At 48.4% G+C, this 14,972-nt stretch carries 16 protein-coding genes; 1 reads left to right on the forward strand and 15 read right to left on the reverse strand.

The genetic code is table 11. The features are described from left to right. Positions 1–301: 301 nt before the first annotated feature. From BN1360_RS01845 to BN1360_RS01855, 3 genes are read right to left on the reverse strand one after another with little or no spacing between them, the layout of a single operon-like run. The gene (locus tag BN1360_RS01845; protein WP_068778210.1) at positions 302–1,189 is read right to left on the reverse strand and encodes a diacylglycerol kinase; all 888 of its coding nucleotides are present in this window, start codon (positions 1,187–1,189) and stop codon (positions 302–304) included. Positions 1,190–1,210: 21 nt separating this feature from the next. Next, positions 1,211–1,999 (reverse strand): sirohydrochlorin chelatase, encoded by a 789-nt coding sequence (locus tag BN1360_RS01850; protein WP_068778324.1) that lies wholly within the window; start codon positions 1,997–1,999, stop codon positions 1,211–1,213. 59 nt (positions 2,000–2,058) lie between these two features. Next, positions 2,059–2,349 carry a YerC/YecD family TrpR-related protein gene (locus BN1360_RS01855; RefSeq protein WP_068778211.1) on the reverse strand — a complete coding sequence of 97 codons (291 nt, stop codon included), beginning with the start codon at positions 2,347–2,349 and terminating at the stop codon, positions 2,059–2,061. Between the two features lie 242 nt (positions 2,350–2,591). Between BN1360_RS01855 and BN1360_RS01860 the strand changes: the two genes are divergently transcribed. Next, entirely contained in the window at positions 2,592–3,155 is a 564-nt protein-coding gene (locus BN1360_RS01860; RefSeq protein ID WP_324254217.1) for a hypothetical protein, read from the forward strand. A gap of 138 nt (positions 3,156–3,293) precedes the next feature. On the opposite strand, the gene BN1360_RS01865 is transcribed toward BN1360_RS01860, so the two are convergent. The 12 genes from BN1360_RS01865 to BN1360_RS01920 form a co-directional block, all read right to left on the reverse strand. After that, the gene (locus BN1360_RS01865) at positions 3,294–4,517 is read right to left on the reverse strand and encodes a glycosyltransferase family 8 protein (protein ID WP_068778213.1); all 1,224 of its coding nucleotides are present in this window, start codon (positions 4,515–4,517) and stop codon (positions 3,294–3,296) included. 112 nt (positions 4,518–4,629) lie between these two features. Then, complete coding sequence (gene galU, locus BN1360_RS01870; protein WP_068778214.1) at positions 4,630–5,523, reverse strand: UTP--glucose-1-phosphate uridylyltransferase GalU; 894 nt, start codon at positions 5,521–5,523, stop codon at positions 4,630–4,632. Between the two features lie 543 nt (positions 5,524–6,066). Then, on the reverse strand, positions 6,067–7,032 hold the full coding sequence (gene corA, locus BN1360_RS01875) for a magnesium/cobalt transporter CorA (RefSeq protein WP_068778216.1): 966 nt from the start codon (positions 7,030–7,032) through the stop codon (positions 6,067–6,069). An 85-nt stretch (positions 7,033–7,117) separates the two neighbouring features. Continuing rightward, entirely contained in the window at positions 7,118–8,107 is a 990-nt protein-coding gene (locus BN1360_RS01880; protein ID WP_068778217.1) for an inorganic phosphate transporter, read from the reverse strand. A gap of 88 nt (positions 8,108–8,195) precedes the next feature. Then, positions 8,196–8,810, reverse strand: a complete 615-nt coding sequence (locus BN1360_RS01885) for a DUF47 domain-containing protein (protein WP_068778218.1) — start codon at positions 8,808–8,810, stop codon at positions 8,196–8,198. A gap of 223 nt (positions 8,811–9,033) precedes the next feature. Further along, positions 9,034–10,107, reverse strand: a complete 1,074-nt coding sequence (locus BN1360_RS01890; protein WP_068778219.1) for a DUF3048 domain-containing protein — start codon at positions 10,105–10,107, stop codon at positions 9,034–9,036. A gap of 168 nt (positions 10,108–10,275) precedes the next feature. Next, a complete protein-coding gene (locus BN1360_RS01895) occupies positions 10,276–11,082 on the reverse strand; it encodes a DODA-type extradiol aromatic ring-opening family dioxygenase (protein WP_068778220.1) in 807 nt (268 codons plus the stop codon). Positions 11,083–11,317: 235 nt separating this feature from the next. Then, positions 11,318–12,145: an alpha/beta hydrolase family protein gene (locus BN1360_RS01900; protein ID WP_068778221.1), complete on the reverse strand. Its 828-nt coding sequence runs from the start codon at positions 12,143–12,145 to the stop codon at positions 11,318–11,320. Positions 12,146–12,243: 98 nt separating this feature from the next. Continuing rightward, complete coding sequence (locus tag BN1360_RS01905) at positions 12,244–12,459, reverse strand: hypothetical protein (protein ID WP_068778222.1); 216 nt, start codon at positions 12,457–12,459, stop codon at positions 12,244–12,246. Positions 12,460–12,614: 155 nt separating this feature from the next. Next, a complete protein-coding gene (locus BN1360_RS01910) occupies positions 12,615–13,205 on the reverse strand; it encodes a TetR/AcrR family transcriptional regulator (RefSeq protein ID WP_068778223.1) in 591 nt (196 codons plus the stop codon). Between the two features lie 47 nt (positions 13,206–13,252). Beyond that, the gene (locus tag BN1360_RS01915) at positions 13,253–14,056 is read right to left on the reverse strand and encodes an ABC transporter permease subunit (RefSeq protein WP_068778224.1); all 804 of its coding nucleotides are present in this window, start codon (positions 14,054–14,056) and stop codon (positions 13,253–13,255) included. Next, positions 14,053–14,958 (reverse strand): ABC transporter ATP-binding protein, encoded by a 906-nt coding sequence (locus BN1360_RS01920; RefSeq protein ID WP_068778225.1) that lies wholly within the window; start codon positions 14,956–14,958, stop codon positions 14,053–14,055. Before BN1360_RS01920 ends, BN1360_RS01915 begins: the two co-directional genes overlap by 4 nt. Positions 14,959–14,972: the final 14 nt, after the last annotated feature.

Genomic DNA, 14,972 nt, shown 5'->3' on the forward strand with positions numbered 1-14,972 from the left:
CTAACGAAACTGGGTATCGTTATTTGGAACCCAAAAAGCTTCTGCAAATTTTAACGAAACTAGGTAGCGCTATTCGCTCAAATCAGGAGCTTAAAGCCCCTATTTCTCCCTAATAACGATCCAGAGTTTCGTTAGATTAAAATTGCCGCTATTAATGCGGAAATAGCGATCTGTAGTTTCGTTAGAGCTTCAAACGATTGGTTAGCTTCGTTAAAGTCCCAAACGATTAGCTTCCATCGTTAAGGCTTCAAACGCCTGCCTAACGGTCATATCCGCAAACGAACCACGCTTAAATCTTCTTCTACTCATGCGAAAAAATATGCAAATGCCGCGGCAAAATCTCGAAAACGCCTGGAAGCTCGCCGCCAAGCTCACCGTCCAGGTTGAGCAAGACATGTCCTGGGGAGGTAACCTCCATCCGTTCGGTCTTGAAGTACATAATTCGCGGATCATTGAAATGATCGCCGCGCAATGCCATGCTGACCAGGCGGATAAACTCCGCCAGATTGCATTTCTTCACGGCAATGACATCAAGCAAGCCGTCATCGATTCTGGCGTCCGGCGCCAGCCGCTCGAAGCCGCCAACCGAGTTGCTGTTCGCGATCAGGAACATCATGAACTCGCCCTCTACCTCGCCGATCCCTTCGGCACGGATAACCAGCTCCGTTGGCGAGAGATTGATCATCTTCTCGATACCCTTCATGTAATAAGCCAATTGACCGATCATCGTCTTCAGACGGCTTGGAACCTCATAGGTTAATTCCGTTAGCGAGCCGCCACCAGCAATATTAATAAAATGTCGTCCGTTCACCTTGCCGATATCAATCGGTCTCGTCTTGTTCTCAATCACCAGATCACAGAAATCTTCCCAGCGCTTCGGAATTTTCATGGCCCGCGCGAAGTCATTGGTCGTTCCAAGCGGAAAAATACCTAATGGCGGCAAATCATCATACCCTGCCATCCCGTTCACGACCTCGTTCAGCGTCCCATCGCCGCCGGCAGCAATAAGAATGTCATAGCCACGCTGCACGGATTCAGCGGCCTCACGTGTAGCATCGCCGTCTCCCGTCGTCGCATGACAAGACGTCTCTATACCGGCCTGGTCCAACCGATCCAGAATAGATGGGAGCAATCTCCGCATTTCTTCCCTTCCGGAAGTAGGATTATAGATAAGCCTAGCTTTTTTCATTACTTGAACGCCACCTGTTTATCATAATTTCAATGATCCCATTATATTCAATATCTGATAAGATATCCAGCGGGACAACCTGGAATGCGGCAACAAAGCCTCCCCCAGGTAATGATAAGGTAGTCCCTCAAGACGAGTTGGAATCACTGTACCGGTGAAGTAGCCCTTACTCAAAAAAAGCGGAGCAACGATCACCTCATAGCCCCGCTCCTCCTGCCAATAGCTTACTTTGCTGCGCAAGCTATCCGGACTAAGAAGCGCATAATCCGCATGAGCCAGCCCGCCAAGGCGGCCAACACGCGCGGATAGTCCTGCGATCCCCCGCTCCCAGCGCTGCCGGAAACCCTCATGCCGGCTGCCATGGCCAACGAGAAGCAGCACCTCCCGCTCCGGCCAGCTCGATAGCTCCTTCACCTTATCCCAGACGATCTCGGCCACGATCGGATCGTCGTCGATGGGATCGCCAAAAAACACGCGGGCAGATAAAGAAAAAGGCTCTAAATCCGTTTCCTTCTCCGGCGTGCTCTTCATGCCAAGTGCATATGAAATCTCATCGATATGAGTACTGCCCGACGAGACAAATAACGGGATGACAATAATATCTGTCACTCCCCAAGCTTCCAGCTGATCGATTCCATCTTGAATCAGCCGTCCTTCCACAATCTCCAGGAAGGAGGATACGATTGGAATATTGGCCTGCAGTTCACTCGCCGCACCTGCAACCGCTTCGTCGACGAAGGCTACCCAGTCCGAGTCAGGGGACCCGTGACTAATAACAAGTACCCCTGGCTTCCCCGGAGAACTCTTTATATCACATGCCTCCTGACCGACCGTCCAATCCTGTGATGTCCCTGGCCCTGTCTTCACAATTACAGGTTGATGCGCTCAAGCGCCATTTTATACCCGTCGTTGCCATAATTAAGACAGCGCTTAACGCGTGAAATCGTTGCCGTACTAGCTCCAGTCTCAGCTTCGATCTGATTATATGTAGAACCCTTGCCAAGCATTCTCGCTACTTCCAGACGCTGGGAGAGCGATTGTATTTCGTTAACTGTACAAAGATCATCAAAGAAGACGTAGCACTCCTCAACATTCTTTAAAGAAAGTATCGCTTCAAACAATTGATCGATCGTCTTATCATTCAACTTCTTAAGTTGCACTGAATCATCATCCCCTACCGTTACTGTACCACACCACCATTGTACCCGAGTAAGGTCATCTTTTTCAAGCATTAACGATTTCACGCATCACAGAAAGAACGCCCATTTTCCGCAAATGCCCACAAAACCGGGACATTCGTCCAGACGAAAATCTGGGTAGATACATACATTGTATTATTGCAAATGCCTATTTACTAAAGAATTATCCTAGTCACACTAACGGTTTATATGCATAACCAGGAATGGGAGAAGCGCCGGAGGCTGCTGCCCACCTCCTGACACAATACTATGTAAAGGAAAGTGATATGATGCCGCATTACACTCCTCCACGGCGAAGTGCGACGCCCCCTTCGTATCCCTACTCGCACAATTATCCAGGGATTACGCCGTATGATTCCGATCCATCCGAGATCGTCGAGGCTTCTGCGCTTGTTCCTTATTCACAGCCGACCGATCCGCTCCCCGCTGCTACCAATTCGGCAGCCAAGGCTGGAGGCGGATTCTCCATCCCGAATCTGGGCGATCTGAAAGGCATGATCGACCGCATGGGTGGAATCGACGGAATCGTCGCCACCATGGGCAAGGTACAAAAAATTATGCAAACCGTTCAGCAATTCGCGCCAATGGCTAAAATGTTCACCAGCCTGCTTCCAGGATCCAAGGGCAAGGGCGGCAATAGCGACGACAATTTAGACGAATACAAACCGCGCCGCAAAGGAAGCGGAAGGAAGAGCGGAAGGAAAGGCAGCAAGCGCCCGTCCTCCCGTCCACGCAGCGGCAAGGCACCTGCCAAACGCCGTCGTTAAGTTCAAACTCCCGCAGAGCAGTAAATTTATGGGCGCAGAGCTGTCGAGAGGTCTCGGCAGCTATTTTTCTTTGCCTAATCGTAATATAGACAAGGATCCCCATCCGCTTCATCACGGAATTGAGGTCCTTGCCCCACTCTAATACCTGTGGTTGGCCCGAGAGTGCACCGTCTTCCAAGGGGTCCGGGCAACCCTTCCTCGCCGAGGTACTACGACTCGACGTCTCCTTCTAGGAAGTGCAGCTCTGGCAGGAGACGAATTCCATCCTCCGCGTTCAGGCGACAATCGATTTCTTGGCTGCACCGATGCTGTCCGATGCATGCGACGTAAAGAATATGATCGTAAAGTCTTGTGTCTTCGAGCCAAGCCAAGTCGTCTTCCTGATTTCTGCAATACCTTCAGCTTCGTCAATCTTCTGGACTTTTTAAGCCTCCATGATCTCTTCATCCGCTTCATCCGCGATCTTTCTATAGAGTGACGACGCCGGGGCGGATGCCCTCCATGATGGCTCCCGACATGTTCCAGGGGCAGCAATTGATTATCCTCCATGGGATCAAGCAGCCCTGCAAAATACGATTTCGGCAGTCTCCACGGGGTCTGATTCAGATATTCCTGATACAGGGTGAAACCCGGTGACACGGGTTCCCACCACTTCGCCCCTCCGGCAAAGTGTACAATTCTATGATTAAAGTCCAGATCCGGAATATTGATAATAAAAATATTGAAATTCCCATCCAGCTGTAAATAGTTGTCACCGTAAAGGTGATTGAGTACATCCTGGTCCGGCAGGCTCGTGCTGGGGTGCTGCCGAAGGAAATCCTGCATCTTCACATACCACTCCGAATTTTGGCGAATATTGTCCAATTCAAATACGATTACGCCCGAATTGAAGTAAGTATCCGGATTAAATCCTAAGGGGAGAAGAACGTCAGCGAGCCCTGCGGCGCCTAAATCTCGGGCCGCAGCCAGATAGCATCCGTTCAAATCGACATCCCACAATTCTTGAATATCGAGATTTACCAGCACATCGCAATCCAGATAGATTACTTTGCTGACATCCAGCAAAGAAGGCAGGAGCAATCGGTACATGCTGCCCCAAGTCCAGGAATTAACCGATTGGGCTCCCTCAACGGTTTCGGCCAAATCACGATCCAGGACAACAGAGTAGAATTTCACTGTATGATTATGATGTGTAACCAGTTGCTTGATTCGCAGCATGTTCTCCCGGGTCAACGACTCGTCATGAAGAATATGAACGTTAACTTGTGAACTTGTATTGTGGAAGACCGACGTCAGAACGACAGCGGCATGTTCTGCATAGCTTCCATCCTTATCTGTAAATGCCAAAGCCAATTCAACCATTTACGATGAACACCTCTCCCTGTTTTTTAGATAACCACGCAACTCACAACTGCCGTGCTTTTTACGCTCACGGTCTTTAGAGCCTGCGTTCCTACAGATCAAACGTAGATAGTTATTGCTCGGAACTAGGGATATCCTTGTCAACTTGCAGCAGCCTGTTTACCTCTTCTTGAAGATCATTCTTTAGATTTCCACGGTGCCCTGTAATTGCGAGAATGGCCTTAAGATAGCCAAGCGGGTCTCCCACATCATGCCAGCGGCCGTTGATCTCGCAAGTATAGACGGCCTCCCTGGCCAGGAGCCGATTCAACGCGTCGGTGAGCTGGATTTCACCTCCTACACCTGGCGGCTGATCTTCCAGAATATCAAAGATGGATGGCGTAAGAATATAGCGCCCTACCATAGCCAGACGCGAAGGAGCCGCACCCGGCTGGGGCTTCTCGACTAATTGATTGACATAGGCGAAAGCACCAACCAGTGGCTTGGCATCCACAATCCCGTATTTGGATACTTTCTCTTCGGGTACCGTCTGGACCCCCAGTATGGATGTCTGGAATCTGTCAAAGCCTTTGATTAACTGCCCCAGAGCCGGTGGCTCTGACTCGAAGAAGGTATCTCCAAGCAGCACGGCAAAAGGCTCTCCTCCGATAAACTTTCTGCCCACATGTATGGCGTGACCCAGCCCTTTACGATCAGACTGGCGGATATAATGAATGTCTGCCAGACCAGTAAACTCTCTCACCTTGCGAAGCTCTTCGAACTTTCCCTTCTGTTCCAGGAAGTATTCGAGCTCATGTGCAGAATCAAAATGGTCCTCAATGACCTTTTTCCCTTTGCCAGTGACAACCAGAATCTCTTCGATTCCGGCCGCCGCCGCTTCCTCGATAATGAATTGAATCGTTGGTTTATCAATAATCGGAAGCATTTCCTTGGGCATTGCCTTGGTTGCTGGAAGAAGCCGCGTTCCGTAACCTGCTGCCGGTATGATCGCCTTTCGAATCTTCAACTGGTCCTCCTCCTTAATGATGCAGTTGTATATGATGTCATCGTATGCCAGAGAAGCTTTTGAATAGTGGACATCTATCTAATTAGGCAAAAATAATTAAATGCCCGTCCAGCGCAGCCAAAAAAACGGTCACTTCCCGTCGAAATTGGGAAATGCCCGTTTTAAGTTGAAGCCATAAATGATGTTTAAAAATAGTGTGATCTAATCTGGGTCGTCAGTTTAATTAAAATGGTGAGCATACCGTATGTGAGGAGTGCATTGAATATATAGATGCCCAAATCTATAGAAGTGGTTAAGAAGAAGTTGTTGAAGATTTGAAAAGGACCCTCCGGAACTGTGAAGTTATGATAAGTAACAAATTTTAATGGAAAACCTAACTTGAATATTTGATCATCAACCTGGGTAACCCAAAGCAAAGACAACAACGGAATAATACAACTCCATAAGAACAGCGCCCTTTTCTTCATTTCTTCCCCTCCTTGGCACTATATATATCATAACGCAGCGAGCCAAATAATGTTGCCAAACAGGACTGGCAGCCTGCTATTTGAACCAGCCTCGCCGCATGAAGCTGAATATCATCCAAATGCTGAGTATACCCATCAAGCTCAGTACGCCAAAATATCCATAACGCCAGTGCAGCTCAGGCATGTTCGCAAAGTTCATGCCATAAATGCCAGCGATGAGCGTCAGCGGCATAAATACACTGGTGATCACGGTCAGCGTCTTCATAATGCCATTCATCCGGTTAGAATTCAATGAGAGATAGGAATCGCGAAGATCCGCCGTCATCTCACGGTTGGATTCTACCATTTCCGACAGCTTCAGTAAGTGATCGTAGATATCCGAGAAGTAGGCGCCAGCTTCCTTCTGCGACTGAATATGCTTCGAATTGAGGATATGGTACATAAGATCGCGCATCGGAATGATCGTGCGACGCAGCTTGAGCAGCCTGCTGCGAAGATCGAAGACCTGGTTCATCAGCTGCTCAATCGATTCACGACTGCCCAGCTTCTCAAGCTCGTCCAGTTCATCCTCCACCGCATAGACACAAGGGAAATATTGATCGACCAGATTGTCGATGACCAGATAAGCAGCGGTAAAAGGGCCGCGCTCCCACATTTTTCGGTTCAACGCCCGCTTCTGAATGCTCTCCCAGGCTATATCGATCTCCTGAAGCTCCCGGTAATGAAAGGATACCAAATAGTTCTCGCCAATGAACAGATTTACCTCAATCAGCTCCAGCGTGTCCGGATCCAACGCGTGCAGAACAAGAAAATCATTATCCTCGTAGAAGTCAATTTTGGGACGCTGCATAACATGCAGCATACAATCCTCAATGGCTAATGGGTGGAATTGGAAGAAGGAATCCAGGAGCTTTGCTTCCTCCTCTGTGGGTTCACTGAAATCAACCCAGCTCCACAAAAAATGATGACTATTATGAATGTCTTCCAATGCAATATCCGTTTTTACCTGATGGTCATGCGTAATCCCCATCACACGAATCATTGTTCAAAACCTCCCGCACATGCACTAGAATACAAAGAAAGCCAATCCTGCAGCAGATTGGCGTCATTGTTATTCGCTTTATCTTTTAGAACAATACAACATAGATCAAACCTGCAAGTACAGCTACGATTGGAATCGTAATCACCCAAGCGATAACAATTCGACCGGCTAGCCCCCAGCTAACTCCAGAGAACCGTTTCGCAGCGCCAACGCCAAGAATGGATGACGTAATAGCATGCGTAGTGCTGACAGGCAAATGAATCAGGGTCGCCCCGAAAATAACCGAAGCCGCCGAGATATCAGCTGCAAAACCGTTAATCGGTTCAATTTTAAATATTTTCGTCCCCATCGTCTTAATAATCTTCCAGCCCCCAAGAGATGTACCCAGAGCCATCGCGGATGCAGCAGCAATCTTAACCCATAGCGGAACTTCCATATGATCCTGGAATTTAGCCGTTACAAGCGCGAAGGTAATGATCCCCATCGCTTTCTGCGCATCGTTCGTCCCGTGCGAGAAGCTCTGAATCGCCGCGGTCAAGACTTGAACGGAACGGAAGCCTTTATTGACGGTATGCGGGCTTTTCTTGGCAAAGACCCATTTCAGAATCAACATAACAATGTAGCCAATCCCGAAGGCAAGGAACGGAGAAATGATCAGGGCTTCCACAATTTTTGTGAAACCGCCCCAGTTCAGCTTGTCCGGACCTGCGCCGACATACACCGCACCTGCCAACGCACCAATCAAAGCATGTGAGGAAGATGAGGGTATGCCAAACCACCAGGTAATCAAGTTCCAGATAATTGCCGCAAGCAGGGTAGCGATCAATACTTCCAGTCCATTATCCAGTGCGGCTGGGTTCGCTACACTGCCTCCGATCGTCTCTGCAACGCCCGTAAATAACAGGGCTCCGAGGAAGTTCATTCCGGCAGCCATCATAATCGCCGTCCGCGGCTTCAAGGCCCGGGTGGAGACCGATGTTGCAATCGCATTGGCTGTATCATGGAAGCCGTTAATAAAGTCGAAGCCTAACGCCAGTATGATAACAACGAAAATAATTATTAGACTCGTATCCATGTTTTTTTATTATTGCACAGATGGAATTTTTCTCTTTACAGGATCCGCGCAATTCCAACCTCCCGTATTTCGAATGAGTAGTTTAATCTTATGAATTGCGCATTATTATGGATTCAAGCATATTGGCAACATGCTCGCATGCATCTGTGGTGGTCTCGAGTCGCTCGTAGATTTCCTTCTTCTTGATCAGAGTGATCGGATCCGTTACCTTCGCAAATAGTTCATTAATGCAAATGCGGAGTAATTCATCCCCCTGATTCTCCAGGTCATTCAGACGGATCGTATATTCACGAATTGCCAACAGCTTCTTCTGCGACAGCAAGTGAATCGCCTTCTGAATCTCATAGGCAGAATTGCGCAGAATCTCGGCAAACTTCGTGATATGCTCGTCCGGCTCATGCAAATGATACATGAAGAAACGGGACGTTGTCGCTTCCAATCCGTCCATCACATCATCCAGTGTTGTCGTCAGACTCATGATATCGTCTCGTTCGATCGGAGTGATAAACGTCTTGTTGAGTTCAACGATAATCGTATGTGTGTAGTTGTCACACTGCGATTCAAGCTCTTTCATTTTTTTCGCGAATTGGTCTACGTCTTTAAATTCCGCAACCTGCTGGGCGAAATAATCGGCCGATTGTACAATCGTATCCGCCATGTTCTCCAGGGTTTGGAAAAAGATATCCTTCTTCTTAACTCGCATCTGGAATCCTCTCTTCTCTTTTACGTTTGTTATACCCCTTACACTCCTATTACTAACCCACAATATATTATCATAACTTGAGAGGGTATAGATCATTTTGTCGAAAACATTTCATCTATATAACTTATTTTTGCCCCAGTGTTCCCAGCTCTATCCTTAAAGCTCCAGATTCATCCAAAGAAACATCCAGATTGAGCCAATAAAGCCCTGTCATGACCAGCAATTATTCAAGCTTAATATGACTCTCGAAATCAGGTTTGTTAGGGACGATATTGAAGTATGTTTTACCTGGGTAAAAGGGAACCTCGACATTGTCCTTAATGATGCGAATCACGTCATCCGCCTTGCGAATCCAGGTGCCACGAATGACTTTGCCATTTTGCAGCAGGATCGCATCCCCGCCCATCTCCAGATTAATGCTGAGATGCCCGATATCATCAAGCACCTTATGATCCGTACCCAGAATGACCACGTTCGTGCAGGTCAGCTGTTCCCCGGTGTCCAGGTCCTTGTGCGGCTCGCCATTAATAAAGCGCTTGTACAATTTGCTCTCCGCATCATATACATAGGATACCTTATATTTTTCAAGCTGAAACTTAACCTCCACAGACGTTGCCGGATCCCCTTCTCCCGGATCACTCGAATCGCGGAAAGGGTAGGTAGGAATCTCGGTATCCTGGGTCGAGTATTTCCGTTTATCAGCACCTTCGAGCAGCTTCTCTACATTGGAATATAAATTATGCGGTGCTTTTCGCGATTTATCTCTCCAGAAATAAGGTCCCGCATTCGTAATCTCGTCCAAATCTTCCTTGTGCTGGCGCTGTAAAATAGCAAAAGCATCGTTGCTGGCTCCGGCATGAACCGTAATCCCATGGTAACTTTCGCCAAGTTCGATCATATAAGGACGTATACTGCGGATTGGACCAACCTTGGCTACTTCGCCACCGCTTTGATATATGGCCACCAGCCGAGTAATACCACCCTCCATTAGCAGCTCATAAACAATATCCGCCCCGCCTAATCCTGATTGTGGTCTGGCAGCAGGAGCGTTATTGATCATAATGGCTAAAGGTCTTTGTGTAGTCGGCTCATCAAGCGGCAATCCGGTAAAAGGAGACTTGTATAGCGCCTGTTGTTCATCCGGTTCTTCCACCGGCGGTTCCTGAACATCTTCGCTTGGAATGGGCTGATCCGGTTCATTCAATGCATGGTTGCCTCCTTTCCCACATGCGGGAACAAGCAGCAAGCATGCCGCTAACAGCAGGGACAGACTGATTCTGGATAGATAAGATTTCATAATTCCTCCATTATTTTCTTCTATTAGCTCTGGTTCCCTCTATTATACGTTGAACCGACTCGCCTAGAAAAGACAAAAAAAGACTGCCGAATCGATCCATGGATCATTCGACAGTCCTTGTTGCGATATAACTCGCCTAAGTATTCTATATATGAACTCAATAATGTATCATTCAATTTTTTTTGATATTGTTCCACCGAATACCCAGCAGTTTAGACTTATACTGCCATATTGGTAATCCTGGAACAGCTTCACCGCTCTACGCTCATCATCCGCAGCTCCCATCGCATACAACAAAGGGGCGAAATGCTCATTTGCGTAAACAGGAACCGCCTTCCGTACATGCGGAGCCCGCCGCTCATAATCGAACAATATTCGCAGATTCCACTCTTGCAGCTGCTCGCCAATCCACTCATCAAATTCCACCGCCCAATCGGCGGGCGAGGATGCTCCGGACTCCAGCAGCCGCAGGTTATGCACTAGACCACCGCTGCCAAGGACAAGCACATTCTCCTGACGCAGTCGGGTCAGCATTTTGCCAATCGCATATTGCTCTGCAGGGGAACGTCTGGAATCCACCGACAGCTCCACTACAGGCACATCTGCCTCAGGGAACAACATCCGAAGCAGCACCCAGACTCCATGGTCGAGCCCTCTTCCCGAGGACATCTCATACGTTAAATTATTGTTGGCGAACAGTTCTCCGATCTGCTTGCTCAGTTCCCGATCTCCGGGAGCCGGGTAATGAATGCCGTACATTTCCTCCGGGAATCCATAGAAATCATGCATCGTCTCATGAATATCATCATTGCTTACAGCCTGAACAGGTGAATCGAAATGGGCTGAGAACACAACGACTGCCCTGGGTCTGCGCGGCAATTGCTGTATCAATTGCTTCAGAAATTGGGTGTAGTTATTGTCTTCAATCGCGAGTGTAGGGGACCCGTGCGCGAGAAACATTGCAGGCTGAGTCATCATACATACCTCCAGGGCACCAGAATGGTTACATCTTCATTGTATCCCTATATGTCGGTATTTACTAGTTCCCCCTAACGCAGCTTTGATCACGAAGTGAATCAAGAAATATGCCAGGCATCGGACCTTGAATTCAACCGGGACTCCCGGGGCCTCAAGCACCCACTACGTATGCTCCGATCCGCAGGCTCTAACTTCGTCCAATCTTTTTCGGTGCTGGAAGCGTTTTTTGCTGTCAGATCATCCAGTCTTGCCACTCGCGATGGGCATGCTCAAGCCCGCCAAGCCAATCCCTCGTCTTATGGATCAGCTGCTGCTGATGCCCACCGCTCGAATACGTATGATCCGCCTGGAAAATAATCTCCTTATCGCAGCGTCCTTCAGGCCGCATCCAGAATACCTTTTGGTATAAAAAAGCATAGTCAACTGGTATCGCATCATCAGAGGTACCGTGAACGACGAGCACATCGCCGGCGAATTTCTTCGCCTCCTGGAACGGCTGGTAGCCAGCAAGCGATTCAAAGAACTGCGGCGTAAGACCATAGCCCAAATAGTCGACCTTGCCTTTCGTTATCGCTTCATCATACAACTTACGGCTTGTGATCTTGACGATATCGTTGAATGGATAACCTACGGCTGACCACAGCACCAGATTTTTCACACGCCGGTCACGGGCCGCTGTCAGCAAGGCGATCATCCCGCCCAGGCTATGACCAATTAACGTCACTCGTTCCGGATCAATATCGCCCAGCCCCAGCGCATAATCCAGTACTTCCCTCGTCTGTGCGATCATGGAGTCCACACTCTCGCGGCCATAATCCCCACTGCTCTCCCCACAGCCGACATAGTCGAAGCGCACGACCATGGATCCCGCCTGCGCCAGCTCCCGTGACGTCTTCACGAACAAACGATCAACGCCAATCCGGCTGCCCACGAAGCCATGGCAAATAATAACCAAGGGCATCCGGTTTTTGCAACGCCCTTCTGTTTTCACCCCGACCGGGTAGTGAACACTCGCTGCAATTTCCTCAGTTCCATGCTGTATGATGATTTGCCGTTCCATCTCTATTCCTCCCCGTTACAACAATGAATACAATTCCGATAATTTTAATATGAATTATTGGTTTTATATTATCATCGCAGCTAACAGGGTGTCAATTATCAGCTATAGTATTGTCTGAGATAATGTGCGATCTTCTCTTTTCCTGATTGTTCTTCTTCAAACAGGGTTGGAGGGATATCCTCGGAGATCTGGATCGCCAGTTCCCGGCCATCCGCCAGCTCCAATTGCTCATCCTCGCCTACGACTTCCTCCAGACTGCCCCGTGAATGACTGTTGAGCAAATAACGGCGTGTTAATTCCGCTTCATTCTCCATGGATACTTTCCTCCTGTTTAACAAATTCCGTGATGATGTAGTTTCGTCTTGATAGCTGCCTTTTTATGCGATGTTCACGAAAAATACAAAAAGGACACCGCTTCAAAGCGGTGTCCTGTGCAGCCTGATTCAACTCAAGTGCAAAAAAGTCCATCCTATTCTTTTGGAGGCCCGGTTATAGACGGCGTATTGGAAATGCCATGAATCAGCAACGATATGAATTGATCGGCCAGTACATTCATATTCATAAATGGCTCCAGACGACCAGGCTTCGCCATGAATTCCTTCATGGAAGACAAGTACAGCACCAGCAAATGCGGTGAGATATCCTTTCGAATTTGCCCATTCTGTTGGCCACGGAACACCATCTCCTCGAACAGCGGCATGTTCTTCTGCTCATTATATTCAATCATCTGCTGCGTATATTCGGGGTATACATTAACCAGATCATTGATAAATTCGGGAGAATAGTCATTCATTTTCTGATAGCGAAGCAAATGGTGCATGAGTTCAATTGCATCATTGGATTGCTCCATCATTTGTGCAAAATCCGCATGCGTCTCTTCATTGATCGCCATAACTACGTGCTCGATCAAGCCATCCTTGCTGCTGAAATATTTGTAAATGGTCATTTTTGAAACAGGTACAGCCTCGGCAATTTGATCCATACTCGTGCCTGCAATCCCCTGCTCATAAAACAGCCTGCGCGCCGTCCGGATGATTTGCTCCTTTTTTCCATTAGCCACGGACAGTACGCCCCCTTTGTTCAGTATCATTTTCTATCTATTATAAACTAAATATCCTGCCGACGGAGCAAAATTGCAGCCAGCACTATTCCCAGAAAATAAACCAATAAGCAGATAGCTACCCCTGTCCAGGAAAGATACGATTCGGTTGCCATTCTGAGGCTATCAAAGATATTGAATAAGCTCCATTTCGACAGCCAGGAGATGGATTCACTTAGCCCGGAGAGCATTTTCAGCAGGAAGGATACCATAACGATACCGATGCTGATCGACATAGCCGCCCGCTCCGTGCGGACCAGTGTTGTGAACAGATAACCGATTCCGGCAAAGGCCATCGCTACCAGCAGGCCGGACAGCATCATGACAAGAACTGCTTCCGGGTTGCCAACCGTGCTAAATAGAGAGCCAAATAAATAGACGGAGCCCATAACAATAAGAAATACAACAAGCATCTGCACCAAATGCGCCAGCACTCGGGACAGAAAGATTTGCGTGCGTGAATAAGGTAGCGTAAACAGGAAATCCTGCGTCTTATTTCCCCGCTCACGTGCAATCGTCTGACTCCCCCACACTGCGGCAAATCCACCGAACAGCATCTGGTAGAACAATAGCGGCTCACTGCTCATCCAGCCCTCAAAGCTAGCCATCTGCTCCGGATGCATCCCGAAGGCTTCCAGCATGGCAGAAGGAATGGTCTCCATCAATTTGATAATGTCATTATTCTGCAGATAAATATCCGACACACCGGTGAACAGCACCTGAAAGCCAACAATGATGAAAAGAGCGATCGCGAAATTGCGCCGATTTACCCACCATTCATTCCTGACCAAATTTCCAATCATGCCTCTCATTGCTCTCCCTCCGTATGCTCCGAATAATCCTTCATAAATATCTCTTCCAGAGATGGCCGCTCCACGCGCAAATCATTTACGCCGACATCAGCCAGCATTCTCAGTACAGGTTCGATGGGGCCTGATACCTGAAAGGTATGCTCACCGTGCTGATACTCCGCATTCGGATCCAATTGATTCAATGCCAGCCTGTCAATAAGGTTCCCCTGATCGCGGAATAGGACTGTGAACTTGCGCAGCATTCGTTCTGCAATCTCATCCACCCGGGATACTCTAAGCAGCTTGCCTTCCCGAATAAAAGCGACCCGATCGCAGAACCTCTCTACCTCAGACAGAACATGCGTAGAGAAAAATACGGTCATCCCTTCTTTATTCAATTCGCTTAACAGGTTGAAAAATTCATGTTGAATGAGCGGATCCAGACCCGAGGTTGGCTCATCAAGCACGGCCAGCTCCGGTTGATGTTGAAGACATTGCACAATCCCCAGCTTCTTGCGGTTCCCAAGGGAGTAATCGCGAACCTTGAGGCTCAGATCGAGCTGCAATCGTTCCGCCATCTCCAGCGCCATGGTATCCTGCAGATTTTTGCCGTAAGCCCGAGCGGCAAACTTTAGCACCTGATGGCCGTTCATATCGCTGTCATACTGCACCTCGGAAGGAAGGTAACCGATTCTGCTGCGTATATCCGGGTTCTCCTTCCCGAGCGTCCTGCCCAAGAGAGAGATTTCTCCACCGGACGGATGCAGAAGCTGCATCAGCATACGAATTGTCGTAGACTTGCCAGCACCGTTAGGGCCGATAAACCCGAATTTCTCCCCCTCTGACACGGTAAAACCGATATTTTCTACACCGATCTTCTTGCCATAGTACTTCGATAGACCAGATATCGAGATCGCGTCCATGTCCTTCAACCTCC

Origin of the sequence: Paenibacillus sp. GM2 (genome assembly GCF_900069005.2) — a bacterium.
Classification (GTDB): Bacteria; Bacillota; Bacilli; order Paenibacillales; family Paenibacillaceae; genus Fontibacillus.

Coding starts and splice junctions, on each gene's coding strand:
- BN1360_RS01845 (WP_068778210.1), bottom strand. CDS start 1,189: ATGAAAAAAGCTAGGCTTATCTATAATCCTACTTCCGGAAGGGAAGAA.
- BN1360_RS01860 (WP_324254217.1), top strand. CDS start 2,592: ATGGGAGAAGCGCCGGAGGCTGCTGCCCACCTCCTGACACAATACTAT.
- BN1360_RS01865 (WP_068778213.1), bottom strand. CDS start 4,517: ATGGTTGAATTGGCTTTGGCATTTACAGATAAGGATGGAAGCTATGCA.
- corA (WP_068778216.1), bottom strand. CDS start 7,032: ATGATTCGTGTGATGGGGATTACGCATGACCATCAGGTAAAAACGGAT.
- BN1360_RS01880 (WP_068778217.1), bottom strand. CDS start 8,107: ATGGATACGAGTCTAATAATTATTTTCGTTGTTATCATACTGGCGTTA.
- BN1360_RS01885 (WP_068778218.1), bottom strand. CDS start 8,810: ATGCGAGTTAAGAAGAAGGATATCTTTTTCCAAACCCTGGAGAACATG.
- BN1360_RS01890 (WP_068778219.1), bottom strand. CDS start 10,107: ATGAAATCTTATCTATCCAGAATCAGTCTGTCCCTGCTGTTAGCGGCA.
- BN1360_RS01895 (WP_068778220.1), bottom strand. CDS start 11,082: ATGACTCAGCCTGCAATGTTTCTCGCGCACGGGTCCCCTACACTCGCG.
- BN1360_RS01900 (WP_068778221.1), bottom strand. CDS start 12,145: ATGGAACGGCAAATCATCATACAGCATGGAACTGAGGAAATTGCAGCG.
- BN1360_RS01905 (WP_068778222.1), bottom strand. CDS start 12,459: ATGGAGAATGAAGCGGAATTAACACGCCGTTATTTGCTCAACAGTCAT.
- BN1360_RS01915 (WP_068778224.1), bottom strand. CDS start 14,056: ATGAGAGGCATGATTGGAAATTTGGTCAGGAATGAATGGTGGGTAAAT.
- BN1360_RS01920 (WP_068778225.1), bottom strand. CDS start 14,958: ATGGACGCGATCTCGATATCTGGTCTATCGAAGTACTATGGCAAGAAG.